The organism is Shewanella sp. SP2S2-4 (assembly GCF_031932025.1).
Taxonomy (GTDB): Bacteria; Pseudomonadota; Gammaproteobacteria; order Enterobacterales; family Shewanellaceae; genus Shewanella; species Shewanella baltica.
The window spans coordinates 34,423-58,395 of the sequence record NZ_JAUOER010000029.1 but is presented as its reverse complement, the minus strand read 5'-3'; the positions used below and the strand labels follow the sequence as shown (position 1 = coordinate 58,395).

At 48.2% G+C, this 23,973-nt stretch carries 20 protein-coding genes; 13 read left to right on the top strand and 7 right to left on the bottom strand.

What is annotated here, in order from left to right; translation table 11 throughout:
- Nucleotides 1-83: 83 nt before the first annotated feature.
- Nucleotides 84-1,007 carry an MBL fold metallo-hydrolase gene (locus Q4Q54_RS18960; protein ID WP_311989253.1) on the bottom strand — a complete coding sequence of 308 codons (924 nt, stop codon included), beginning with the start codon at nt 1,005-1,007 and terminating at the stop codon, nt 84-86.
- A 287-nt stretch (nt 1,008-1,294) separates the two neighbouring features.
- Here Q4Q54_RS18960 and Q4Q54_RS18955 point away from each other — a divergent pair, with 287 nt between their 5' ends.
- Nucleotides 1,295-2,239: a LysR family transcriptional regulator gene (locus Q4Q54_RS18955; RefSeq protein ID WP_311989252.1), complete on the top strand. Its 945-nt coding sequence runs from the start codon at nt 1,295-1,297 to the stop codon at nt 2,237-2,239.
- Nucleotides 2,240-2,360: 121 nt separating this feature from the next.
- On the opposite strand, the gene ettA is transcribed toward Q4Q54_RS18955, so the two are convergent.
- On the bottom strand, nt 2,361-4,028 hold the full coding sequence (gene ettA / locus Q4Q54_RS18950; RefSeq protein ID WP_006082645.1) for an energy-dependent translational throttle protein EttA: 1,668 nt from the start codon (nt 4,026-4,028) through the stop codon (nt 2,361-2,363).
- Between the two features lie 189 nt (nt 4,029-4,217).
- On the opposite strand from ettA, the gene glyA reads away from it, so the two are divergent.
- From glyA to Q4Q54_RS18905, 9 genes are all read left to right on the top strand, one after another.
- Entirely contained in the window at nt 4,218-5,471 is a 1,254-nt protein-coding gene (glyA, locus tag Q4Q54_RS18945) for a serine hydroxymethyltransferase (RefSeq protein WP_006082644.1), read from the top strand.
- A gap of 260 nt (nt 5,472-5,731) precedes the next feature.
- Nucleotides 5,732-6,181 (top strand): transcriptional regulator NrdR, encoded by a 450-nt coding sequence (gene nrdR / locus Q4Q54_RS18940; RefSeq protein ID WP_006082643.1) that lies wholly within the window; start codon nt 5,732-5,734, stop codon nt 6,179-6,181.
- 25 nt (nt 6,182-6,206) lie between these two features.
- Complete coding sequence (ribD, locus tag Q4Q54_RS18935; protein ID WP_311989251.1) at nt 6,207-7,385, top strand: bifunctional diaminohydroxyphosphoribosylaminopyrimidine deaminase/5-amino-6-(5-phosphoribosylamino)uracil reductase RibD; 1,179 nt, start codon at nt 6,207-6,209, stop codon at nt 7,383-7,385.
- Between the two features lie 105 nt (nt 7,386-7,490).
- On the top strand, nt 7,491-8,147 hold the full coding sequence (locus Q4Q54_RS18930) for a riboflavin synthase (RefSeq protein ID WP_106651244.1): 657 nt from the start codon (nt 7,491-7,493) through the stop codon (nt 8,145-8,147).
- A gap of 95 nt (nt 8,148-8,242) precedes the next feature.
- On the top strand, nt 8,243-9,346 hold the full coding sequence (ribBA, locus tag Q4Q54_RS18925; RefSeq protein WP_063882553.1) for a bifunctional 3,4-dihydroxy-2-butanone-4-phosphate synthase/GTP cyclohydrolase II: 1,104 nt from the start codon (nt 8,243-8,245) through the stop codon (nt 9,344-9,346).
- A gap of 130 nt (nt 9,347-9,476) precedes the next feature.
- The gene (ribE, locus tag Q4Q54_RS18920; RefSeq protein ID WP_006082639.1) at nt 9,477-9,956 is read left to right on the top strand and encodes a 6,7-dimethyl-8-ribityllumazine synthase; all 480 of its coding nucleotides are present in this window, start codon (nt 9,477-9,479) and stop codon (nt 9,954-9,956) included.
- Between the two features lie 11 nt (nt 9,957-9,967).
- Entirely contained in the window at nt 9,968-10,372 is a 405-nt protein-coding gene (gene nusB / locus Q4Q54_RS18915) for a transcription antitermination factor NusB (protein WP_006082638.1), read from the top strand.
- 78 nt (nt 10,373-10,450) lie between these two features.
- On the top strand, nt 10,451-11,407 hold the full coding sequence (gene thiL / locus Q4Q54_RS18910; RefSeq protein ID WP_311989264.1) for a thiamine-phosphate kinase: 957 nt from the start codon (nt 10,451-10,453) through the stop codon (nt 11,405-11,407).
- Between the two features lie 15 nt (nt 11,408-11,422).
- Nucleotides 11,423-11,917, top strand: coding sequence for a phosphatidylglycerophosphatase A (locus Q4Q54_RS18905; RefSeq protein WP_311989250.1), 495 nt, complete (start codon nt 11,423-11,425; stop codon nt 11,915-11,917).
- Nucleotides 11,918-12,051: 134 nt separating this feature from the next.
- Here Q4Q54_RS18905 and recN read toward each other — a convergent pair whose 3' ends face one another.
- Nucleotides 12,052-13,710 (bottom strand): DNA repair protein RecN, encoded by a 1,659-nt coding sequence (recN, locus tag Q4Q54_RS18900; RefSeq protein WP_106651241.1) that lies wholly within the window; start codon nt 13,708-13,710, stop codon nt 12,052-12,054.
- Nucleotides 13,711-13,838: 128 nt separating this feature from the next.
- The gene (locus tag Q4Q54_RS18895) at nt 13,839-14,801 is read right to left on the bottom strand and encodes an AEC family transporter (protein ID WP_311989249.1); all 963 of its coding nucleotides are present in this window, start codon (nt 14,799-14,801) and stop codon (nt 13,839-13,841) included.
- A 299-nt stretch (nt 14,802-15,100) separates the two neighbouring features.
- On the opposite strand from Q4Q54_RS18895, the gene lldR reads away from it, so the two are divergent.
- On the top strand, nt 15,101-16,000 hold the full coding sequence (gene lldR, locus Q4Q54_RS18890) for a LysR family transcriptional regulator LldR (RefSeq protein WP_006082633.1): 900 nt from the start codon (nt 15,101-15,103) through the stop codon (nt 15,998-16,000).
- A 21-nt stretch (nt 16,001-16,021) separates the two neighbouring features.
- Here lldR and Q4Q54_RS18885 read toward each other — a convergent pair whose 3' ends face one another.
- The 3 genes from Q4Q54_RS18885 to barA form a co-directional block, all read right to left on the bottom strand.
- Nucleotides 16,022-16,255 carry a DUF3319 domain-containing protein gene (locus Q4Q54_RS18885; RefSeq protein WP_106651239.1) on the bottom strand — a complete coding sequence of 78 codons (234 nt, stop codon included), beginning with the start codon at nt 16,253-16,255 and terminating at the stop codon, nt 16,022-16,024.
- A 157-nt stretch (nt 16,256-16,412) separates the two neighbouring features.
- A complete protein-coding gene (locus Q4Q54_RS18880) occupies nt 16,413-17,012 on the bottom strand; it encodes a YjaG family protein (RefSeq protein WP_006082631.1) in 600 nt (199 codons plus the stop codon).
- Nucleotides 16,987-19,788 (bottom strand): two-component sensor histidine kinase BarA, encoded by a 2,802-nt coding sequence (gene barA, locus Q4Q54_RS18875; RefSeq protein WP_311989248.1) that lies wholly within the window; start codon nt 19,786-19,788, stop codon nt 16,987-16,989. Before barA ends, Q4Q54_RS18880 begins: the two co-directional genes overlap by 26 nt.
- Before the next feature lie 100 nt (nt 19,789-19,888).
- Between barA and rlmD the strand changes: the two genes are divergently transcribed.
- Entirely contained in the window at nt 19,889-21,241 is a 1,353-nt protein-coding gene (rlmD, locus tag Q4Q54_RS18870) for a 23S rRNA (uracil(1939)-C(5))-methyltransferase RlmD (RefSeq protein ID WP_311989247.1), read from the top strand.
- A 152-nt stretch (nt 21,242-21,393) separates the two neighbouring features.
- Nucleotides 21,394-23,604, top strand: coding sequence for a GTP diphosphokinase (relA, locus tag Q4Q54_RS18865; protein ID WP_011847452.1), 2,211 nt, complete (start codon nt 21,394-21,396; stop codon nt 23,602-23,604).
- The last annotated feature ends 369 nt before the right edge of the window (nt 23,605-23,973 follow it).

The following is a 23,973-nucleotide window of genomic DNA, read 5'->3' as shown; positions in this document are numbered from 1 at the left end:
GTGCCTGTCTTTAACTGTTTGCACTTAACTATCTTTTACACCTAACTAGCTGTACCTCATCGCCGAGATAGGTATGGCTGGACTTACATAGGCCAGGTCATTTCGCCCATGTAAACTTTGGCGCTGATTTCAAGCCCTGCATCGGCTGGCATTTGTGGGTATAGCGCCAGCATCTTTTGGATTAATTCGGCTGAATCTTTCGAGGCTTTTGCTGCGACGTCAAAGGCTTTTACATAGTCACGGGTAAAACCGATGGCACGGGTATCAAATCGCGCTTCGCCTAAATAGTGCCCCGGGATCACTGTGGTCGGCAGCAGTTTTTCCATCGCATCTAAATGAGTTAACCATTCCTGACGCTCAGAGGTAGTTTGAGTGTCTGCCATCCAAACATGCGTGTTATCAAATACTTCTACGCCACCTGTAATGGTTTTTGCCGATGGTATCCACAGGAAAGTGTGTTTAGGATGTTTATCATTAAAACCTTCGATAATCACTTGCTCACCGTCGATGGTGAAAGTGTCGCTGTGAATCGCCTTAGGTAACACTAATTCACTTGGCGCATTGTCCTTTAAAATCGGACCCCAGTAGGCGAGCTTGCCTGCCATTGAGGCTTTAATGGCATCGACTGTGGTTTGAGTCGCGACGATTTGTGCATTGGGGAAATTCTTTTTAATCACGGCTAAACCGAAATAAAAGTCAGGATCGCTATGACTGATATACACCTGAGTCAGCTTTTTACCGCTGGCCTTGATGGTATCAACCAAGGTTTGGGCATCGTTATTTTGAAATTGTGCATCGACTAACATCATTTCGTGTTCGCCGCTGATAAAGCTCGATGACACGGCAAAGATGCTGTTTTCGCCCGGATTAAAATGGCTCACTTGCAATGGTGCCGCATTGACCGCGCCGAGTCCCGCTAGCAGTAAGGTAGCGGCTAGACTGATTTTAGACGAGGCCTTCAATGTGGCGTTAACTGTGTTGCGTATAGCATAGGTCGATGTGTTCATTTTTGGCTCACTTATAGTCACAGGATGAAAGAGTAAAAAGGTTCGATTTAGCATTCATTGATTTGCAGCTGCTGCAAAAAGTGAGTTAAGTATAGGTTGCAATAATCAATAGATAAATGCGAGTATCTGCCCATGTTTGTTGCATTAATCGGACGAATTGCTGGATGTACTCTTAGTTATTATTCATGTGGGGCGCGAGTATGTGAGTGAGCCTTCGAGTGATTGAAAGTGAGTGATTAAACGTTATTGATTGAACGTTATTGATTTAACGCGAGTGGAGATAAATCATGGATAGACTCGAAGCGGCTAAAGTGTTTGTCACTATTGTTGAGCGCGGCAGCATGGTAAGCGCCGCTAATGCCTTAGATATGTCGCGTTCTATGGTGACCCGTTACTTGAGCGAAATGGAAGAATGGTCCGGCGCTAGATTGTTGCATCGTTCGACGCGCAGTCTCAGCTTAACGCCAGCGGGTGAGCAAGTGCTGGATTATTGCCATCGACTGCTCGAACTGGCGAACGAAGTGCCAGCGGTCAGTCATGCTTCGGTGGCGATTCCGCGCGGATTATTGCGCATTAGCTGCTCCCAGTTTTTGGCGCATCAGATTTTAGCGCCCGTGGTGCACCAATACTTAGCCAGTTATCCGCAGGCGAGTGTGAATATCCACGTGAGTAGCCAAACTGTCGATCTGGTCGCCGAGCGGATTGATCTGGCGATTCGCATCACCAATGAACTCGATCCTAACCTTATCGCAAGGCGCTTGGGGGAATGTGAATCTGTGGTGTGCGCTGCACCGAGTTACCTTGCCGCCCGCGCCGCCGTGCTGCATCCCGAAGATTTGACCCAGCATAATTGCTTAACCTATTCCTACTTTGGCGATGTGATGTGGCGCTTTTATCAAGCCGATGTGGCTGCGAAGCAGGCTCAGGCGCTGAACTCTGATCCTAAGTTAAACCAAGGTCAGGCGTTTAATGTGCCGGTGAATGGTAATTTCAGCGCCAATGATTCCATGGTGGTGCTTAATGCCACGCTGGCTGGTGAGGGGATTGCGATGCAGCCGGTTTGGGCGGCGAAACCCTATTTAGACTCGGGTCAGCTAGTGCCTTTATTAACTGAGTTTAAACCTCTATCCCTCGGTGTGTATGGCGTGTATCAATCCCGCAAACACATGCAGCCTGCACTTAGGGTGATGATGGACATGCTGGTGGCTTATTTTGCCAGCTTGAAAAGCTGAGTCGTTCATAGAAATCATTCAAGAGCCCACCATAAAACTAGCTCATAAAAAGCATCCAATAAAAAGGAGCGCAGATCCTTCGACCTGAGCTCCTTTTTGGCTTAATCAATTATGCGTTTGACTACTTAATCATGCGCTTGTATTTCAAGCGGTGTGGCTCAACCACATCGGCGCCATAGGTGTTTTTCAACCATGCCGAGTATTCTGTGTAGTTACCTTCGTAGAAGTTCACTTGACCTTCGTCACGGTAATCCAGAATGTGGGTCGCGATACGGTCGAGGAACCAACGGTCATGCGAAATCACCATAGCGCAACCTGGGAATTCCAGAATCGCTTCTTCCAGTGCGCGCAGGGTTTCAACGTCTAAGTCGTTGGTGGGTTCGTCGAGTAATAAGACGTTACCGCCCGCTTGCAGCAGTTTGGCTAAATGTACTCGGTTACGTTCACCACCCGACAAGGTGCCGATAACTTTTTGCTGATCGCCACCACGGAAGTTGAAGCGGCCTACATAGGCGCGGCTCGGGATTTCCATGTTGTTGATACGCATGATGTCTTGACCACCGGAGATTTCTTCCCAAATGGTGTTCTTATCATTCATCGAATCGCGGAACTGCTCAACTGATGCCAATTGCACTGTATCACCCAGTTCAATCGTGCCGCTGTCTGGCGTTTCAGCGCCGGATAACATGCGGAACAGGGTTGATTTACCCGCGCCGTTGGCACCGATAATACCGACGATCGCGCCCTTAGGCACAGAGAACGACAGGTTGTCGATCAATACGCGGTCACCGTAAGACTTGGTCAGGTTATTCACTTCAATAACCTTGTCGCCTAAACGTGGTCCGGGCGGAATAAACAGCTCGTTGGTTTCGTTACGTTTTTGGTAATCGTTAGTGTTCAGCTCTTCAAAGCGCGCCATACGGGCCTTGCCCTTAGACTGACGGCCTTTCGCACCTTGGCGTACCCATTCCAATTCCTTGGCAATGGTCTTTTGGCGAGCACTTTCGGTAGCCGATTCTTGCTTCAGACGGGCATCTTTCTGCTCAAGCCATGAAGAATAGTTACCTTCCCACGGAATACCTTCACCGCGGTCGAGTTCTAAAATCCAGCCAGCGGCATTGTCGAGGAAGTATCTGTCATGGGTAATCGCGACCACAGTACCGGCATATTCCTGCAAAAAGTGCTCAAGCCACGCCACAGATTCAGCATCCAAGTGGTTGGTCGGTTCGTCCAGTAACAGCATTTCTGGCTTTTCAAGCAGCAAACGACAAATCGCTACGCGGCGACGTTCACCACCGGATAACACTTCGATTTTTTCATCCCAATCCGGCAGACGCAGGGCGTTGGCGGCGCGCTCAAGGACGTACTCTAAGTTATGGGCATCTTGGGCTTGGATAATCGCTTCGAGTTCGCCTTGCTCTTTTGCAAGGGCGTCGAAATCGGCGTCCGGCTCGGCGTAGGCCGCGTAAACGGCATCGAGGCGAGTCAGGGCATTTTTTGCTTCTGCTACCGCTTCTTCAATCGCTTCACGCACGGTTTGATTCGGATCGAGTTTAGGTTCCTGGGGTAGGTAACCGATTTTCAATCCCGGCATTGGGCGCGCTTCACCTTCAATTTCGGTGTCGATACCCGCCATAATGCGCAGTAGTGTCGACTTACCAGAACCGTTAAGGCCGAGTACGCCAATTTTGGCGCCGGGGAAAAAACTTAAAGAAATATCTTTAAGGATCTGCTTCTTAGGCGGAACAATTTTACCCACCCGCAGCATGCTGTAAACAAACTGAGCCATTTTTCTCTATCTTAAGTGACTAATGATGCGGCTAATTCTACTCGATTGCGCGCCGAACTCAACTCGACAATGAGCCAAGTTCAAGCACTATCCACAGGAATTTCATGTTTCAAATACTGGGATTGTGGTCGCGTTCCGAGTAGAATACCGCGCAACCCTACCTATAAGAATTGGCAGCTGGAGTAAGCAATGCTGAAAAAAGATATGAATATCGCAGATTATGATCCGGAACTGTTTAAGGCAATTCAGAATGAAACTCTGCGTCAAGAAGAGCATATTGAGCTGATTGCTTCTGAAAACTACACCAGTCCACGCGTGATGGAAGCGCAAGGTTCACAGTTAACCAATAAGTACGCTGAAGGCTATCCAGGCAAGCGTTACTACGGTGGTTGTGAGTATGTGGACGTAGTTGAAACCTTAGCGATTGAACGTGCGAAAGAACTGTTTGGCGCAACTTACGCTAACGTACAACCTCATTCAGGTTCACAGGCAAACAGCGCTGTTTACATGGCATTGTTAAAACCTGGCGATACCGTACTGGGCATGAACTTAGCCCACGGTGGTCACTTGACCCACGGTTCACCCGTTAACTTCTCTGGCAAACTGTACAATATTATTCCTTACGGTATCGACGAGTCTGGCAAAATTGACTACGACGAAATGGAACGTCTGGCCGTAGAACATAAGCCTAAGATGATGATCGGCGGTTTCTCTGCCTATTCAGGTATCGTTGACTGGGCAAAAATGCGTGAAATCGCAGATAAAATAGGTGCTTACCTATTTGTCGACATGGCGCACGTTGCTGGTCTTATCGCTGCTGGTGTTTATCCAAACCCAGTGCCACACGCACACGTTGTGACGTCAACGACCCACAAAACTTTAGCGGGTCCTCGCGGTGGTGTGATCCTGTCTGCTGCTGACGATGAAGACTTGTATAAGAAGTTGAATTCAGCGGTATTCCCAGGCGGACAAGGTGGCCCATTAATGCACGTTATCGCCGGTAAAGCGGTTGCGTTCAAAGAAGCCCTAGAGCCAGAATTTAAAGTGTACCAACAGCAAGTAGTTAACAACGCTAAAGCTATGGTTGAAGTGTTCCTTGAGCGCGGTTACAAAATCGTCTCTGGCGGAACCAGCAACCACTTGATGTTAGTTGATCTGATTGGTCGTGACTTGACCGGTAAAGAAGCCGATGCCGCCTTAGGTAGCGCTAACATTACCGTGAACAAAAACTCAGTGCCAAACGACCCACGTTCACCCTTTGTGACCTCAGGTGTGCGTATCGGTACGCCAGCCATTACGCGCCGCGGCTTTAAAGAAGCGGAATCGAAAGAGCTGACTGGCTGGATTTGTGACATCCTTGATGATGCAAGCAATCCTGCTGTGATTGAGCGTGTGAAGGGCCAAGTATTGGCACTGTGTGCACGTTTCCCTGTTTACGGCTAATTTGCTGACGCATCTAGGTTTAAGTGCGTATGTGCTTAAGTAGATGACTGGCTGAGAGTGATCGCTTGCTGACTAGGTACTTACATGAGGTACTTAGCATCCGGTAGTTAACCTCAGCCCATAAATAGGATAAAATCCCATGGCCGCATTAAGCGGCCATTTTTATTGGTAAAATCTTAGGCTTAAATCCATTGCGTTTAGCTGAGATTTAACAGGTAAAGCCATTAACGCTTTACTCGCATTCACTGGCAGGAGGCTCAATGCATTGTCCATTTTGCAGCGCGACAGATACTAAAGTCATCGATTCTCGATTAGTGGCGGAAGGCCATCAAGTGCGCCGTCGCCGAGAATGCACCGAATGCCATGAAAGATTTACCACCTTCGAAGGCGCCGAGTTAGTCATGCCTAGGGTGATCAAGCGCGATGGTTCACGCCAACCCTTCGATGAAGAAAAACTCCAAGGTGGCATGTTGCGCGCGGTTGAAAAACGCCCCGTGTCTATGGATGAAATCGAGCAAGCACTCAGTAAAATCAAATCGACCCTGCGCGCCACTGGCGAGCGAGAAGTGCCATCAGAAATGGTCGGTAACTTAATGATGGAGCAATTGATGAGCCTAGATAAAGTCGCCTATATACGTTTTGCTTCTGTGTACCGTGCCTTTGAAGACGTATCTGAATTTGGTGAGGCCATCGCTAAACTGCAAAAGTAGTTATTCGACTAACATAGGGTTGAACATGAGCTTGAACATAAGTTGGTCTGTACTCGATACCCAAATGATGAGCCGCGCGATTCAATTGGCGCGCAAAGGCTTTTACACCACGAGACCCAATCCCAGTGTGGGCTGCGTTATCGTTAAAGATAATCAGATTGTCGGCGAAGGTTATCATCAAAAAGCGGGTGAGCCCCACGCCGAAGTGCATGCGCTACGTATGGCAGGTGAACACGCCCGCGGCGCAACGGCCTATGTCACCTTAGAGCCCTGCAGCCATTATGGCCGCACGCCGCCCTGTGCCTTGGCGCTGATCAATATTGGCGTTAAACGTGTGGTGGTGGCGGTTGAAGATCCTAATCCGCAAGTCGGTGGTCGCGGTATTCAAATGCTGCGCGACGCCGGTATTGAAGTGGATGTGGGATTACACCGTGATGAAGCTTATGCCTTGAATTTAGGTTTTATGAAGCGCATGGAATCGGGTTTGCCCAGAGTTACAGTCAAATTGGCTGCGAGTCTCGATGGTAAAACCGCGCTGTCTAACGGTGTGTCTAAATGGATTACCGGGCCTGAATCTCGCCGCGACGTGCAGCGCTTACGCTTACGTTCCTGCGCGTTGGTGACTGGGATTGAAACCATACTGGCTGACGATCCCTCGCTCAATGTGCGATATCAAGAACTTGGCGACATAAAAGACTGCGTAACCGAGGCGCAATTACTGCAGCCATTAAGAGTGATACTCGACAGTCGCGCCCGTTTGCCGTTATCGGCTGCCTGTTTGGCTATCGTATCGCCGATACTCTTGGTCTCGACCGTGGCTTATCCCGCAGTGTTTCAAGCACAATTGCCCTATCATGTGAGTTGCCTAGTATTACCAGCAATTGCAGGTCGCGTATCCTTACCTGAACTATTAAGCTATTTAGGCCAAAGTTGTAATCACGTGCTGGTGGAAGCGGGGGCAACCTTAGCGGGCGCATTTTTAGCACAGGGGCTGGCTGATGAATTAGTGCTGTACCAAGCGATGAAAATCCTTGGTGGGCAAGGGCGTAATCTGCTGCAGCTACCCGATTATCAAACCATGGCGCAAATTCCTGCATTAACTTTGGTCGATGAGCGCAAATTAGGGCCAGATACCCGTTTAATCTTGAGCGTTAAGCTTGATACCTCTTTATCTAAATCGAATTGGAGCAAGATAACCGTTTAACCTTGAGCGTTATGCTTGATACTTCTTTATTTAATTAGGGCAAGATAACCGTTAAACCTTGAGTCTTATGCCTTATTACTTCTTTATCGAATAAGTGAGTTAACCATGTTTACTGGGATTATTGAAGCCGTTGGCACCCTGCGAAAGCTTGAACGCAAGGGCGATGATATTCGTTTGACCGTGGCGAGCGGCAAACTGGATTTAAACGATGTGCGTTTAGGCGACAGTATTGCCACCAACGGTGTGTGTTTAACGGTTGTGCAGCAATTAGCCGACGGTTATGTGGCCGATGTTTCTGCCGAAACCGTGAGTCTAACTGGCTTTGCTAACTACAAAGTAGGCACTAAGGTAAATCTTGAAAAAGCCGTTACCCCAACCACACGTTTAGGCGGGCACATGGTCAGCGGCCATGTAGACGGTATTGCTATGGTTGAGCAACGCTTAGTGCGTGGTCAAGCTATCGAGTTTTGGTTAGCCGCCCCCGCAGAGCTTGGGCGTTACATTGCCCATAAAGGTTCCATCACCATTGATGGCGTGAGTTTGACGGTTAACGAAGTGGATGGCAGTCGATTCCGCCTGACCATAGTGCCGCATACCGCAGGTGAAACCACGTTAATCGACCTGCAAGCGGGCGATAAGGTGAATATCGAAGTGGATTTGATCGCCCGTTATCTGGAACGCTTGATGAATTATGATGGCAAAGACAGCAAGAGCGGCGGCGTCACCCTAGAAATGTTAGCCCGTGCCGGCTTTGTGCGTTAGTGCACAGGAGCAGATTATTTAACTTAAGCTTATCGGCAGCTTAGGTTATTTAGGTATAGAATTTCATAATAACAGCAAAATCATAAGGTCCTACAATGGCGCTGCACAGTATAGAAGAGATCATCGAAGATATTCGTCAAGGCAAAATGGTTATTTTGATGGATGACGAAGACAGAGAAAACGAAGGTGATTTGATCATGGCGGCCGAAATGGTCACGCCAGAAGCGATTAACTTTATGGCGAAATATGGCCGTGGGCTTATTTGCCAGACCATGACCAAAGCCCGTTGCCAGCAGTTAAATCTGCCCTTAATGGTGACGAATAACAACGCCCAGTTCTCGACTAACTTTACGGTTTCTATTGAAGCAGCCGAAGGCGTCACTACCGGTATTTCGGCCCACGACCGCGCGGTAACAGTCAAAGCGGCTGTGGCTAAAGAGGCTAAAGCGTCTGATTTAGTGCAACCTGGACATATCTTCCCGTTAATGGCGCAAGATGGCGGCGTATTAACCCGCGCAGGCCACACTGAAGCCGGTTGTGATTTAGCCCGTCTTGCGGGACTTGAGCCATCGGGCGTTATCGTTGAGATTTTGAACGAAGACGGCACTATGGCACGCCGCCCAGATTTAGAGGTTTTCTCCGAGTTGCATGGCATCAAAATCGGCACCATCGCGGCATTGATCGAGTATCGCAACACCAAAGAAACCACGGTTGTGCGTGAAGCTAAATGCAAACTACCGACCCGTTTCGGCGAGTTCGACATGGTGACTTTCAGAGACACTATCGACAATCAACTGCATTTTGCCTTAGTCAAAGGTGAGGTGAAGAGCGATTGTTTGGTGCGCGTGCATCTGCAAAACACCTTCAACGATTTACTCCATTCAGAGCGCGATCAGCAACGTAGCTGGCCACTCGAAAAGGCGATGGAGCGTATTTCTGCAGAAGGTGGCGTATTGGTTTTATTAGGGAATCAAGAACATCCCTGTGAAATCCTCTCTAAGGTGAAAGCCTTTGAAGCCGAAGATCAAGGCCAAGCGCCTGCTTCTGCAAAATGGCAGGGGACGTCGCGCCGTGTGGGGGTGGGTTCGCAAATCCTCGCTAGCCTTGGCGTGACTAAGATGCGTCTGCTCAGTTCGCCTAAACGTTACCATTCACTTTCGGGCTTTGGCCTTGAAGTGACTGAGTATGTGGCGGACTAAAACCCAAAGTTACACTGAAGTAAAATTAACAATTTCTGATAATTTGCATAGGGCTCTGGGCAATTGGCTGTGATATCATGTCGCCACTTTTCGCCCCGAGCTGGGTGCTTTAGCTAAATTAGGTAAGATAATGAACGTAGTTCAAGGTAATATCGAAGCGAAAAATGCCAAAGTTGCGATTGTAATTTCGCGTTTCAACAGCTTTTTAGTTGAGAGCTTGCTTGAAGGTGCACTTGACACGCTGAAACGTTTTGGCCAAGTCAGCGACGACAATATCACTGTTGTCCGTGTACCAGGTGCGGTTGAGTTGCCGCTAGCTGCGCGTCGCGTAGCTGCCAGTGGTAAATTCGACGGTATTATCGCATTAGGTGCGGTGATCCGTGGTGGTACTCCTCATTTTGATTTTGTTGCAGGCGAATGTAATAAAGGTCTAGCTCAAGTTGCTTTAGAATTTGATCTGCCTGTTGCTTTCGGTGTTTTGACCACAGATACCATTGAACAAGCTATTGAACGTTCAGGTACCAAAGCGGGTAACAAAGGCGGCGAAGCTGCTTTAAGTCTGCTTGAAATGGTCAATGTTCTGCAAGAACTTGAACAACAGTTGTTATAGTAGGAAAAATAATGAAGCCTTCTGAGCGCCGCAAGGCCCGCCGTTTAGCCGTTCAAGCCATCTATTCATGGCAACTAAGCGGGAATAATATTGCCGATGTCGAGCATGAGTTTTTAACTGAACAAAGCCTCGACGGTGTTGATGTAGCTTATTTTCGTGAGCTATTTTCAGGCGTTGCAACGAAGAAAACCCAATTGGATGAGCTGATCATCCCGCATCTGGAACGCCCGATTGATGAAGTGTCTCCAGTAGAGAAAGCCATAGTTCGTTTAGCGACCTATGAGCTGACTTTCCGTAAAGATGTGCCATACAAGGTCGCGATTAACGAAGCGATTGAGTTGGCAAAAGCTTTCGGTGCGGACGAGAGTCATAAGTTTGTGAACGGACTGCTCGACAAACTGGTTGCACGCAAGTAATAAAGACAAACGGTATCTTAGGATACCGTTTTTCATTGCTAACAAAGGTGGCCGATGTAAGTCGTGCCAAACTGTACAGTGAAAGAATTCCAATTAATTGAATGTTATTTTAGCAACCGCGGCCCCACTCGCCGTGATGTGAAGCTTGGCATCGGTGACGATTGCGCTTTAGTGCAACCCGCAGAAAACAAGTCGATTGCTATCTCCTGTGACACCTTAGTCGAAAATGTCCATTTCTTCCCCGATATGCCTCCTGCTGCCTTAGGTTACAAAGCCTTAGCGGTAAATTTATCTGATCTGGCTGCCATGGGCGCTGAGCCAGCGTGGATGACGCTTGCCTTGACGCTACCCGAAATCGATGAAACTTGGCTCAGTGGTTTTAGCGAAGGTTTATTTGAAGCGGCCGATTACTATGGCATTGCCTTAATTGGCGGCGATACGACGCGTGGCCCACGGGCGATTAATATCACAGTGCACGGCCAAGTCCCACAGGGTAAGGCACTCACGCGTCATGGTGCTAAAGCTGGTGATTGGATTTATGTCACGGGCACGCTCGGAGATTCGGCCTTAGGTCTGGATATCATTCGCGGCGCGCAGCAAGCCAGAGCCGAGCACAAAGAATTCCTGATTAATCGCCATTATCGTCCAACACCAAGAGTCTTAGCCGGCCAAGCTTTGCGCTCGCTTGCCTCCAGTGCAATCGATCTTTCCGACGGGTTTATCTCGGATATCGGTCATGTGCTTAAGGCTTCGGCAGTCGGTGCGGTTGTCGATGTTAATTGCATCCCGCTGTCACGCGCGATGCAAGATACCGTCAGTGAGGAAAGTGCTTTAGGTTATGCGCTGACAGGGGGCGAAGATTACGAACTGCTGTTCACCGTTCCTGAGGCGCAAAAAGGCGCACTGGAAACTGCCTTGAGCCATGCGGGTGCAAAGTTTGTTCGTGTTGGACAAATTTGTGCGGGCAGTAAGCTCAAGTTGCAACTCAATGGCGAGCCGTTTACACCGCCTTATCACGGTTTCGAGCACTTTTAAGCTAAGAGCATGTTAATGAAATTGTTGTCAAAGGATCAGGCGTTAACGCGCCTGTCATTAAAAAATCCTGTCCACTTTTTGGCACTCGGTTTCGGTAGCGGACTCGCCGCTAAAGCGCCCGGTACTTTCGGTACCATAGCTGCTATTCCCCTCTATTTACTGATGGCGCCATTACCGCTTGCTTGGTATCTGGGCTTAACTTTAGTGAGTGTATTTGCAGGATTTTATATCTGTGGTAAAGCGGCACATGACATGGGCGTACACGACCATGGCGCGATTGTGTGGGATGAAGTGGCTGGACTGTTGATCACTATGATAGCGGCACCAGCGGGCTGGATTTGGCTGTTAGTGGGCTTTGGTTTATTTCGCTTTTTTGACATCATCAAACCTTGGCCAATCCGTTGGCTCGATGCCAAAGTCGAAGGTGGTTTTGGCATTATGATTGACGATGTTTTAGCGGGTGTATTTGCCTTTATCTGTCTGCAAGGGCTAGTCTGGTGTGTTAGCTAATATGATAGCTAAATTGGCATGATAGTTAACATGGCCAACAACTAACCCTTAGCTTTTGATTTCGCATTTTTCTGATTGAAGCTTGATTGAAGGGATTAGCTGAACATCCCTTATCCCTTTTCTGCTTGATTCTACTATTGCAGCAGTTCCCTTGCGTTCGCTAGGGTATTGCTAGTGATAGTATCGCCACCTAACAGTCTTGCAAGTTCTTGAATGCGTTGCTCACGATCGAGCGACTTCATTGTGGTCTCAGTACTGCCCGCCTTATTAAACTTATCGACGAACATGTGTTGATGACCATTGCCCGCAACTTGCGGCAAGTGAGTCACGCACAGTACTTGGGTCGATTCCCCTAAGCTGCGTAACATGCGGCCCACCACTGCGGCGGTGGGGCCGGAAATCCCAACATCCACCTCATCGAAAATTAATGTCGGCGTGGCTACTTTCTTCGCGGTAATCACTTGGATACCTAAGCCTATCCGTGAAAGTTCACCGCCAGATGCGACTTTTGAAATCGGTTGCAAGGGTTGGCCAGGGTTAGTGGTGACCATAAATTCGATATTGTCACTGCCATTGGCTGACATTTGCTCTGGGTTGAAATTGACTTCGATAGTAAATTTCCCCTTAGGCATATTCAGTTCGTGGATTGACTGAGTCACCAGTTTGTCGAGTTCTTTGGCATATCGAGCGCGGCTTTGACTGAGCTTTTGTGCGTTGCTAAGGTAAGCGGCTCTGCTGGCATCGACCTGCAATTGAATTTCTTCGAGCTTGCTTTCGTCACTGTCTAAGGTGCTCAGTTCTGCTTTTAATGCTAGATGATGTTCGGCCAGTTTATTCGGGCTAACATGGTGCTTACGAGCCAGTTGCATGGCTTTTGATAGCCGCTCTTCTAAATAGGCAAAATGAGCTGGATCGAGTTCAAGCTTACTCAAATAGTGTTGTAATTCGCCTGCGCTTTCTTGCACTTGGATTAATGCATCATTGAGCATAGTGTTGATATTGCTTAATGCAGGATCGTAGCTTTGCAGGTCTTCGGCGAGGGAAACCACTCGGTTGAGCAGTGACTCTATGTTGTTTTCTTCGCCCTCAGTAAGTATATCTAGACTCGCCTGACAGGTATCAATCAACTCAGTGCCATTGGCCAGACGTTTGTGCTCTTGCTCAATTTCATCGAACTCATCGACTTTAAGATCAAACTCATCAAGTTCTTCTACTTGATATTGCACTAATTGCTTACGGGCAATACGTTCATGCTGGGAGGCTTCGAGTTGCTTTAGATCGGCCTCAATTTGTTTGCAGCGTTGAAAGCTGGCGGCAACCGTATCGATAAGCAATCTGTGGTTGGCATAACTGTCGAGCAGGGTGAGTTGGTGTTCACTTTTTAACATCGCATGGTGCGCATGTTGACCGTGAATACCGATAAGCAACTGACCCAGTAATTTAAGCTGTGTCAGTGGTACTGGATTACCATTGATGTAGGCGCGTGAACGGCCATCGCTACCAATAGTTCGACGTAGGATACACTCATCATCGAGTTCAAGATCGTTATCTTCTAACCAACGTTTTGCCAGTGGAATATCGTCCAAGGAAAAGCGGGCGCTGACCTCGGTTTTATTGGCTCCTGGGCGAACACTGCTGGCATCGGCACGATTGCCTAGGCACAGGCCTAGCGCATCGATGGCGATCGATTTACCTGCACCGGTTTCACCTGTGATGCTGGTCATACCGGGGCGAAAATCCAGTTCTAAAAAACGGACGATTGCGAAGTTATTAATGCTGAGTTGGCAAAGCATAGTGAATTCCTGTCGAAAAACATACCAAACCACTGTATTGATAAACAGTATATACTGATTTTATATACAGTAAAGTGGCTTGGGTAAATAATCGGCATTATCGGCAGTAAATATTTTTAATTGACTGATTATGCGTAGGTTCTTACTAAGCTTTCTAAGATAGGCAAACTGAAAAAAGTGACTAAGGTGCCAAATAGAATGCCCTGAGCACTGGTTGAAGCTTGAGTGTTATAGCGCTGGGCGAGCAAGTACACGCTCGCGGCTGTGGGCAGTGCGCTCAAGATCACGCCCATGATCAGGTAGTCGCCGCTCACGCCAAAACGGCAAAGCATAAAGTAGACGAGTGCCGGTTGGATAACCAGCTTGAAGAGGTTGATAAGGCTCAGTTCGATAAAATTCTTGGGGCTAAATACGCTGCTATCTTTCTGGTAGCGCATCGCTTTGGCGAGCACCATACCGATGGCAAACAGCGCGCACGGGCTTGAGGTATTGCCAATTTGCTGGATCATTAGCGCCAGCCCTGAGGGCAGTTTTATCGCTAGCGCCGAAATGCCGACGCCAATTAAACTACCAATAACGATAGGGTTTTTACCGACCGCCATCATCATTATGACTAAGGCGTGGTGTTGTCTTTGGGTGTTTGTGGCCAGTTCCATCGAGACTAAGGCGACGGCAAACATCAGCACGGATAATAAGCTGGCAATCGCGGCGGCGACTAACGCACTTTGCTGCTGCGGAAAGAGGATGATGAGCAGTGGAATACCAATAAATGCGGTATTACCAAAGGTGGCATTGAGAGCTCGAATGGCGGCAACCGCATGCTGTTTAGGGTTAGCGATCAGCGATAGCCCAAGGCAGACAAGATAAGTGATTACCATAGCTGTGCTGTAGCCCGCAATAAATCCCCATTGCAAAATCTCGTCAATCGGCTGCTGGGCGAGGGCGATAAGCATGATTGCAGGGAACGCAATATAGTAGACATATTGGTTTAGCACTTGATCCGTATCGACGGGCAAGAGTTTTAATTTTTGCACTAGTGTGCCGAGCAACATGATCCCGAAGACGGCAAACAGAGGGGTTAAAATGGTCATTTCCCTCACTCATCCTTACGATTAAATTTGAATAAACTCAGCCACCACCGTCATTTCTACTATCGTTATGATTTTAGGTGGGCGCTTGCCTTTTTTATGTCACGTTAGAACCAGAACTAGCGCCAGCGCAGTAAAACTCGCCACAAAATAACATATCATTTCAGTCTAAGGCTATTGCGCTATGGTCGTATAAGTGGATTAATTGATGTTTAAAACACAATGACTTAGCGTACGCTGTGATTGTTGATGACTTTATATAGTGCCTAAAGTGGGCAGCTAGAACAGAATTAGGACATGCAATGAGTGATGATTTAGGCGCTGAACTACAACTTGTCTATCTTTTTGTGCATTTAGTCAATGCGGGCAGTTTTTCACAGGCGGCGAAGGAGCTTGATATGCCCATTGCCACAGTGAGCCGCAAGTTAGCGAAGTTGGAAGAGAAGCTCGATAAGCAGCTTTTTATGCGCAGCACCCGCAAGTTACGACTGACGGAGGAAGGACTGGCGCTCTTTCAACGCTACCAGAGTGTGGTTGCCCAATTTGATGAACTGAGTGGTGCGGGCAGCGATAAACCCGAGGGCACCCTGCGTATTGCCGCGCCGATTTCAATTATTTCCATCGTGTTCATTCAAGCTTTAAATGAATTTGGCCGCCTGTATCCCGATATCCGTTTGCACATTTCCCAGAGCAATGAGTTAGTGGATTTGATCGACAAGGGCATAGATGTGGCGATTGTCGGCGGGGCTCAGCCTGATTCTTCTTGGGTGTCGAGTACCTTAGGCGAGCTGGATTATTGCCTGTTTGCCACGCCAGAATATTTGGCTCAGGCACCTAAACTTGAGCATCCCGATGATCTCGAAGCCCATCAGCTGATAAAAGTCTGGCCGCTGTTTAATTGGCATTTAAAGCATCCGAGCGGTGAGTCTTTCTATTTTAATGGCCCAACTAAGCTGACCCTCACGGATTTGCACGGTGCGATTCAGGCGACCTTAGGCCATGGCGGGATCTTGTATGGTCCCGAACTGTTTGTAAAACAGCAGATTAAAGAAGGGAAACTTAAAGTGTTATTGCCAGAATGGATTGGCGAGCAGAGGCGGATTTCGATTTTATATCATCAGCGTAGCCAGCAGCCGCTAAAGGTCAGAGTCTTTATTGAGTTTATGCAGTCAAAGGCGCCAGAGTTATTCTCTATGCGTTGATTTAACGAGGGGAACGAATGCTTAACGTCTTTTAGGTTTTACCGTGTTTTTGCTCATGGTATTTTGCGTTTGTTTCGCGTCTTGCAGGCTGGAGCGTGTCGCGGGTAATATGCCGAGTTCTAAGAAGTATCCCACTAAACGCCGCAGTTCGAATAAAGAACCGATACGCTGTTGATCTTTGATGGTCAGTTTCCAACTGTCGGTTCGTCCTTCGCTATTGGTTAAGACAAATCCTTGATAAACAATCTTTCTCATTGGAATAACTCAATATTGGCTGATGGAACTTGCTAGCTTTGGTCTTACTCGTTTTGGGCTTGCTTGAACGTGATTGCAGTCGAGACTAGAGGCTTATTGTTTAGACGTACTGTTTAGGAAGAATAAGGGTGCTTGAGTTACCCCAAGCACCCATCAATTAAGCGACGCTGATGCCGATATTTGATACGCCAGCTTCGATAATGTCTTTGCGTAAACCTTTAACCAGTTCCGCTGTGATCTTGGGATTTTCTTCGATAATTTCCAGCAGAGAATTTTGTAACTCTTTCTCTTCTTCCATGACTTCATGGGCAAAAACAAAATCATCTAATGCTTCATCGACTAAATCGACATCACTGATGGCTTCGATATAGTTAGCCACTGTGCTCGATGACAGTTTGCTGATATTGACGATATCTTCTTCAATCTTGCCTTGAATCGCACCCAATAAGGTCGATATGGCGACCACAGCGTCCATGGCTGGATAGACGCCATAGGCTTCAAAATCAGCGGGTTCTGGGGTGTTATCTTCAAGACGTTGCAGATGCACATCGATATTGAATTTAAGCTTAGGGTCGTACAGGGATTGCCACAGTAGTTCTAACGCAGTACTCAACACAGCAGGGTCACCAAACTCACAGACTTCGGAAAACAGTTGATAGTTGGGCAACATGCGTTGGCAAAGTGCAGTGGCGAAGAGTTGTTTTTGTGGCAGTGTTAACGCCTTAAGACGTTTAAAGAAGCCCGTTTTTTTGGTCATCTGTTATTTCCGCTGATAGCTGTGATATCACTTGATTTGCCGCAGATTCTACCTTAGTTAACTCATCAAGTAACTCTAGTATTTCGGGTTCGAGATCTTCGACCGCTGTTTCATGTTTTAGCGCCGATTCAATTTCTTGGCATAGTCTTTGGGTTGTAGGCACGCCGCAGTAGCAGCTCGCACCATGTAGTTTATGGATTGTACTGAGCATGACGGGATGATCGTTTTGACTCAGCGCGGTCTGAATTGTTGTCACGGTTTGCGGTAAAGAGTCGAGCAACATTCTCAGCATGTCTAAGGCAAGATCTGCCTTGTGATTAGCTTGGGTTAAGCATAAATCCCAGTTCAGGGTATGCAGGTCAAAATGGGTGAATTTAGGCCGAGTGATCCAGCGATGGATAACGTCTTTGAGCGCAGCCTCATCAATAGGTTTCGGTAAATATCCATCCATGCCACTGCCTAAAATCAGCTCGCGTTCTTCAGCAATCGCATGGGCCGTCACGGCAATAATTGGCGTGTTACGGTTCATTGAGCCTTGGCGAATTTGCTTAGTGGCACTAATGCCATCTGTGCCTGGCATCTGAATATCCATAAAAATCAAATCGAAGGTGCGAGTCTTCGCCTGTTTAACCGCTTCATCACCACTGTTGACCGCGATAACCGTCGTCACTAACTCACTGAGCAAGGTGTCGATTAGTTTTAAGTTGGCAAAGTTATCATCCACCGCCAGTACGGTTAAGGATTGGCGCGCCGCCGGCGTGGCTATGGTCACTGGGGCTATGATGTCGTATTCCATCGGTGGATAGAGTAAGTTGCGGGCAAGCTGGTGCTCACTCACGGGCAGAGACAACACCACATCGGCATTCGGGCGAATAAATTGGGTTAAGGCATCCTGTTCTTGGCAATCGTATAGCACCACAAGGCAATCGGTTTTGGTCTTCGCCAAGTTAAGTGTGCTTACCAGTTGTCCTGCATCGCTAAACCCATGGCAACTCAAGAGAACATAGTCGTATGGCGCTTCGGCCGTGTTGAGCGTGGTCAGCAAGCTTGGGATATGCTGATGGTGGGTAACTTTGGTATCCCATTGATTCAATTGGCGACTCAAGACAGCATGAGTCAGCACTCTGGGCTCATAAAACAGTATGGTTTTGTTTTTGAGTTTTTCGAGCGGCAGTGAGTCACCGATTTGGAACTGACCTAATCCGAGCGGCAAACTGAACCAGAAGTTTGAGCCTTTCTCTGGGGATGAGGTAAAGCCGATTTGGCCGCCCATTTGATTCACTAAACGCTTAGTGATCACTAAACCTAAGCCTGTGCCACCAAAGCGGCGGGAAATCGACGAGTCGGCTTGGCCAAAGGCTTGGAATAAAAAGTCCTGCTGGCTTTCATCGATACCAATACCGGTATCGACCACATCACAGCGCAGTACAACCTGTTCTTCCGACTGGCTTTGCAGTTCGATTTTGACCATCACGCTGCCAGAGTCGGTGAATTTAATCGCATTACCGACCAAGTTATTGATGATTTGGCATACGCGCATGGCATCGCCATTCACATTGTCGGGCACGTTAGGGGCGATATCGACAACCAGTTCTAGGCCCTTGGCTTGAGCACTGCCCGAAATCAAGGTGATGGTATCGCCTATGGTTTCCCTCAGACCGAAGGGCATGTTTTCCAACACCATTTTACCGGCTTCGAGTTTAGAAAAATCGAGAATATCGTTGATGATGCCCAGCAGGTTAGTGGCGCTGCGCTCAATGGTCTTGATGTAATCCACTTGGCTCGAATGCAAAGGGGTTTTCACCAATTGCCGCGCAAAACCAATAACCCCATTAAGCGGCGTACGTAACTCGTGTGACATGTTGGCTAAGAATTCAGATTTAATTCGGCTGGCTTCTAGGGCGCGTTTTTTCGCTAAATCTAACTCGACGTTTTGGATTTCAATCTGTTCTAAGGTTTCCCGCAGATCCGACGTGGCTTGGTCGATATTTTGCTGCATCTCATCATGGTATTCCGACAACGACCCCGCCATGGCATTGATGCCGCGTTTGAGTAAGTCCAGCTCACCAATCAAGTTGCCATCTAAGCGGGCGTCCAATTTACCTTCACGGATTTTAGCAACGACGCGCACCATTTCAGTAATGGGCTGAGTGACGTTTTTCACCAGCCGGAAAGTGAACAGCAAGTTCAACTGTACCCCGATCAACACGATAATAAAGGCGGCGACCGCGGCTCTATGTTGCTCGAGCAAGGCGCGTTCTTTATTGATGATGATGGAGATATAACCTAATAGCTGACCATCGTCGGTTTGGATATCGTAATTGGCGGGAGCGGCGCTGGGGCCGGTGGAGAAAATCGGTGTCCGTAAAATCAGGCTGTCGCCCACATGCTCAATTTCGGTTTTATGCAGTGTGTTAAGCGCTTCTTTGTAGCGCATAATTTCAAAGTCTTTGTGGTAGTGCGAGGTCACAAAGAGTTGATTGTTGGCATCGAAAATCGCGATGGATTTCACTAAGGTGGATTTGTTGAGCTGCGCCGCGGCGAGTAAGCGTTTGGTCGCCTCGCGATCATTGGCCACTAAACCGATTTCACTGGCAATCGACAGCGGCTCGATAATATTGCTGCCCTGTTCGACGAGCGTATCTTCAAGCTCATAAAAACGATTTATGGTAAAGTAGCTGCCCAGAAGGATACCGACCAAGATTGTTGGCGCGAGCGCCAGCACAAGAACCCAAGAACGTAGGCTGTATTTGGTCATGTTGTTGACTGGGTTCATAGCAGCGGCGGTGTTTCCTGTGACAGAGACTAAGATAATTTTATAAGACTGCCAGAAAGAGGGCGGTCTTTGCCAGTATTTTATTGATTTAGAGGCCGAAATGGCGCAATTTTTTAAAGCAAAACCAAATAGTTCCAAACAGTTGTCGGCTAAGTTATCACTGAGTGTCAATCAGCTCGATCACTTAGGCGCAGGTATAGCACAACATCAAGGTAAAGTCGTGTTTATCCCAGGCGCACTGCCCGATGAAACCGTGACGGTACAGCTCACCGAGCAAAAGAAAAATTATGCCCGCGCCAAGTTAATTAAAGTCGATGCACCTAGCTCTGAGCGCGTCGAGCCTGAGTGTCCACACTATCACACCTGCGGCGGCTGCGACTTACAGCATATGTCATTATCGGGCCAGCGTGAGCATAAAGAAGCGGCGCTACTGGATATTATGGCTAAGTTTGCCGGCGCCGAAGGCGGCGCTTTATCGCCCGCATTAACGGGTGAAGGGTGGCATTATCGTCGCCGCGCCCGTCTTGCGACCTTATTTGATAAAAATACCAAGCACTTAAGCTTAGGTTTTCGCGCCGCCAGTAGCAGTAATGTGGTGCCAATCAGTCAGTGTCTGGTGTTAGCTAAGCCGTTATCGAACTTGATCGTCCCCTTTGCTAAGTTGCTGAATCAATTGTCGGCTAAAGCGAGCTTAGGCCACCTTGAGTTGATTGCCGCCGATAATGGTCACTTCGCCGTGCTGCGTATCACTAAGGCGCTTAACGATAAAGATCTCGCTAAGCTGTCAGCCTTTGCTGAGCAGCATCAAATTCACATTTGTCTGCAGGATAATGAAGGCCAATTCCAAGGCGTTGGCGCCGAGTTAGTGTTACCGGTTTATCAGCTGTTAGATGACAAAGTTGAGTCGGATGCGGTGAGTTTAAGCTTCACCCCAGGTAACTTTGTGCAGGTGAATGGACAAATTAACAAGGCCATGGTCGCTCAAGCGATGGATTGGTTAGCGCCAGCGCCTGATGAGCGCATTTTGGATTTGTTCTGCGGTATGGGGAATTTCAGTTTGCCCTTAGCGAAAATGGGCGCGGATGTGATTGGCGTCGAAGGGGTTGCCGAGATGGTAACTCAGGCACGGGTGAACGCGAAAGCTAACAATCTTGATAAACTGACCTTCTATCACGGCGACTTGAGTGCGGATTTATCCCTTGAGCCTTGGATGGGCAAAATTGATAAATTACTGCTCGATCCTGCCCGTGCAGGGGCGTTTGAAAGCTTGCAATGGCTGAAGAAATTGAAGCCGCGCAAAGTCGTGTATGTATCTTGTAATCCTGCGAGCTTGGCCCGCGATAGCGCTGTACTGTTAGAGCGCGGTTACCGATTACAGCAATTGGGACTTATCGACATGTTCCCACAAACACACCATATCGAAGCCATGGCACTGTTTGAATTAACCAAGTAATTTGCGCTGGCAAAGTAAGCAAAGCGTTTGAATAACGTAAAAAATGTGATTATTACGTCGGTTGGGTTTGACAAGTTCGCGCCAATGCTGAAGATAGGAGAGCTGAAGTGGTGCCCACTTTCTCTCTGAGCACGGATAAGGAAATAAATTAGATGGTCTCTGTTCGCGAAGCGCACTTTAATGATCCCGATTTTCACTTAGAAGATTGGGTGGCTCGCTATGTCGGTCATGCCGATGAAGCGCAGATGCTGCTCTCCTTGATAGGGCAGATTGACGCCTTACCTGCCAAGAGTCCTGCGGCGAAGAGAGAACTGCTCGAACGTGCTCGAGAGATGATCGAAATCCTCGCACCGCTGAACATGGACATTGAAACCCTGCAAGCGGCGATTCTGTTTGTGGTGTTCGATGCTGGGTTACTGACCGAAGACGCCATCAAAGAAAAATTTGGTGAACCGCTGGCGCGTTTAGTGGCGAGCGTTGTGACCATGAATGCCATCGGCGCCTTAAAAATCAATCCCAACAGCCGCTCCACCGAGCCACAAATCGACAATATCCGCCGCATGTTACTGGCGATGGTTGAAGATGTGCGCGCCGTGGTCATCAAGCTTGCTGAGCGTGTGTGTTTGCTGCGGGCGGTGAAAAATGCCGACGAAGAAACTCGCGTGCTGCTGGCCCGCGAAATTGCCGATATTTATGCGCCGCTGGCCAACCGTTTAGGCATAGGTCAACTAAAGTGGGAGCTGGAAGATATTTCTTTTCGCTACCTGCATCCAGATACCTATAAAGACATCGCTAAGCAGTTAGACGGCAAACGACTGGATCGTGAAGTCTTTATCGACAAGTTTGTCAGCCAGTTGCAACAAAGACTAGATGAAGACCAAATTCGCGCTAAGGTCTACGGCCGGCCAAAACATATCTACAGTATATGGCGCAAGATGAAGGGCAAACACCTCAAATTTGATGAGTTGTTTGACGTGCGCGCCGTGCGTATCGTGACCGATCGTCTGCAGGATTGTTATGGTGCATTAGGCGTAGTGCATACGCTTTGGCACCATATTCCGCGGGAATTTGACGACTATGTCGCCAACCCTAAACCTAACGGTTATCAATCGATTCATACCGTAGTGGTGGGGCCTGAGGGCAAAACCGTTGAAATTCAAATCCGTACCCAAGATATGCATGAAGATGCAGAGCTGGGTGTGGCCGCGCATTGGAAATACAAAGAAGGTAATAATCATTCCGGTAAGCAAAGCGGCTACGAAGAAAAAATTAACTGGCTCCGTAAAATTCTGCAATGGCAGGAAGACGTGGTCGAAAGTGGCAACTTGGTCGAAGAAGTCCGCAGCCAAGTGTTTGAAGATAGAGTCTATGTGTTCACCCCAAGCGGTGAAGTTGTCGACTTGCCACTGGGCTCAACCGTGCTCGACTTTGCCTATTACATTCACTCCCAAGTGGGACATAAATGTATTGGCGCTAAGGTCGATGGCCGTATTGTGCCGTTCACCTATCAGGTTGAAACGGGCGAGCGTATCGAGATCATCACCTCGAAACAGCCCAACCCCAAGCGCGACTGGCTTAACCCTAACTTAGGTTATATCCGTACCTCACGTGCGCGTTCGAAAATTCAGCATTGGTTTAAGCAGCAGGACAGAGACAAGAATATTGTCGCCGGCAAAGAAATGCTTGAATCTGAATTGGCGCGGGTGAGCCTTAAAATTAAAGACGCGGCCATCGCGGTCGAGCGCTTTAATATGGCGAGCATGGATGACTTACTGGCGGCGATTGGCGGCGGTGATGTGCGTCTGCATCAAGTGGTTAACCATATTCAGAGTCGTCTGCGACTCGACGAAGTGTCAGAAGAAGATGCCGTCGAAGAATTAGTTAAGAAAGGCCAACATAAGCCGACTTCCAGTGGCCGTGGTCAGGTTGAAGTCAACGGTGTGGGAAACTTGCTTAACCATATCGCCCGTTGTTGCCAGCCCGTTCCCGGTGATGAAATCTTAGGTTTTATCACTAAAGGCCGCGGCATTTCTGTGCATCGCGCTGATTGTGAACAAGTTAAAGAGTTAATGCGGGTTCACCCAGAGCGTGGTGTCGATGTGGTCTGGGGCGAAAATTACTCCGGCGGTTATCGAATGCGTTTGCGGGTATTAGCCCACGATCGTAGTGGTTTATTACGTGACTTAACCTCAGTACTGGCTGCCGAAAAATCCAATGTTCTGGCCATGAGTTCGTCATCGGATACCAAAAACCAGACCGCCGCGATTGAGTTGGAACTAGAGCTTTATAACCTTGATGGTTTATCGCGAGTGTTATCTAAACTGACCCAGGTCGATAGCGTGATAGAAGCAAGACGGCTTTAGGTTTCATTCACTACAGTAAAAAAGCGGTAGGGCGAATTTCGCCTGCCGCTTTTTTATTTTATGGAGAATTGTGCTGCATGGTCGTACGCTATTTAAACTATTGAGAGCTTAGCGTGTGCTTATGTCCATGGATACAGGTTCGCCATGGCATTCACTCATCGATACAGTGAATAGAAACCTAGGTTTTCTGAGCTTATGAACAAGATCCATGGAGGGCGAACTGGCAGTTAAAAAGGGATGTTGTTCAAGTTAATCCTTGGATGCTCGACCGCCCCGTCCATGGGGTGGACGGTCGTCTCTCAAATCATCATTGCGTCCCTTTTTTATACCGATTTTTCTTCAGTTTCTCTCGTTCCCCCCGTTTTTTGA

Bases quoted from the DNA above. Each gene is read 5' to 3' on its own strand.
- Q4Q54_RS18960 (WP_311989253.1), bottom strand. From the start codon at position 1,007: ATGAACACATCGACCTATGCTATACGCAACACAGTTAACGCCACATTG.
- Q4Q54_RS18955 (WP_311989252.1), top strand. From the start codon at position 1,295: ATGGATAGACTCGAAGCGGCTAAAGTGTTTGTCACTATTGTTGAGCGC.
- ettA (WP_006082645.1), bottom strand. From the start codon at position 4,028: ATGGCTCAGTTTGTTTACAGCATGCTGCGGGTGGGTAAAATTGTTCCG.
- glyA (WP_006082644.1), top strand. From the start codon at position 4,218: ATGCTGAAAAAAGATATGAATATCGCAGATTATGATCCGGAACTGTTT.
- nrdR (WP_006082643.1), top strand. From the start codon at position 5,732: ATGCATTGTCCATTTTGCAGCGCGACAGATACTAAAGTCATCGATTCT.
- ribD (WP_311989251.1), top strand. From the start codon at position 6,207: ATGAGCTTGAACATAAGTTGGTCTGTACTCGATACCCAAATGATGAGC.
- Q4Q54_RS18930 (WP_106651244.1), top strand. From the start codon at position 7,491: ATGTTTACTGGGATTATTGAAGCCGTTGGCACCCTGCGAAAGCTTGAA.
- ribBA (WP_063882553.1), top strand. From the start codon at position 8,243: ATGGCGCTGCACAGTATAGAAGAGATCATCGAAGATATTCGTCAAGGC.
- ribE (WP_006082639.1), top strand. From the start codon at position 9,477: ATGAACGTAGTTCAAGGTAATATCGAAGCGAAAAATGCCAAAGTTGCG.
- nusB (WP_006082638.1), top strand. From the start codon at position 9,968: ATGAAGCCTTCTGAGCGCCGCAAGGCCCGCCGTTTAGCCGTTCAAGCC.
- Q4Q54_RS18905 (WP_311989250.1), top strand. From the start codon at position 11,423: ATGAAATTGTTGTCAAAGGATCAGGCGTTAACGCGCCTGTCATTAAAA.
- recN (WP_106651241.1), bottom strand. From the start codon at position 13,710: ATGCTTTGCCAACTCAGCATTAATAACTTCGCAATCGTCCGTTTTTTA.
- Q4Q54_RS18895 (WP_311989249.1), bottom strand. From the start codon at position 14,801: ATGACCATTTTAACCCCTCTGTTTGCCGTCTTCGGGATCATGTTGCTC.
- lldR (WP_006082633.1), top strand. From the start codon at position 15,101: ATGAGTGATGATTTAGGCGCTGAACTACAACTTGTCTATCTTTTTGTG.
- Q4Q54_RS18885 (WP_106651239.1), bottom strand. From the start codon at position 16,255: ATGAGAAAGATTGTTTATCAAGGATTTGTCTTAACCAATAGCGAAGGA.
- Q4Q54_RS18880 (WP_006082631.1), bottom strand. From the start codon at position 17,012: ATGACCAAAAAAACGGGCTTCTTTAAACGTCTTAAGGCGTTAACACTG.
- barA (WP_311989248.1), bottom strand. From the start codon at position 19,788: ATGAACCCAGTCAACAACATGACCAAATACAGCCTACGTTCTTGGGTT.
- rlmD (WP_311989247.1), top strand. From the start codon at position 19,889: ATGGCGCAATTTTTTAAAGCAAAACCAAATAGTTCCAAACAGTTGTCG.
- relA (WP_011847452.1), top strand. From the start codon at position 21,394: ATGGTCTCTGTTCGCGAAGCGCACTTTAATGATCCCGATTTTCACTTA.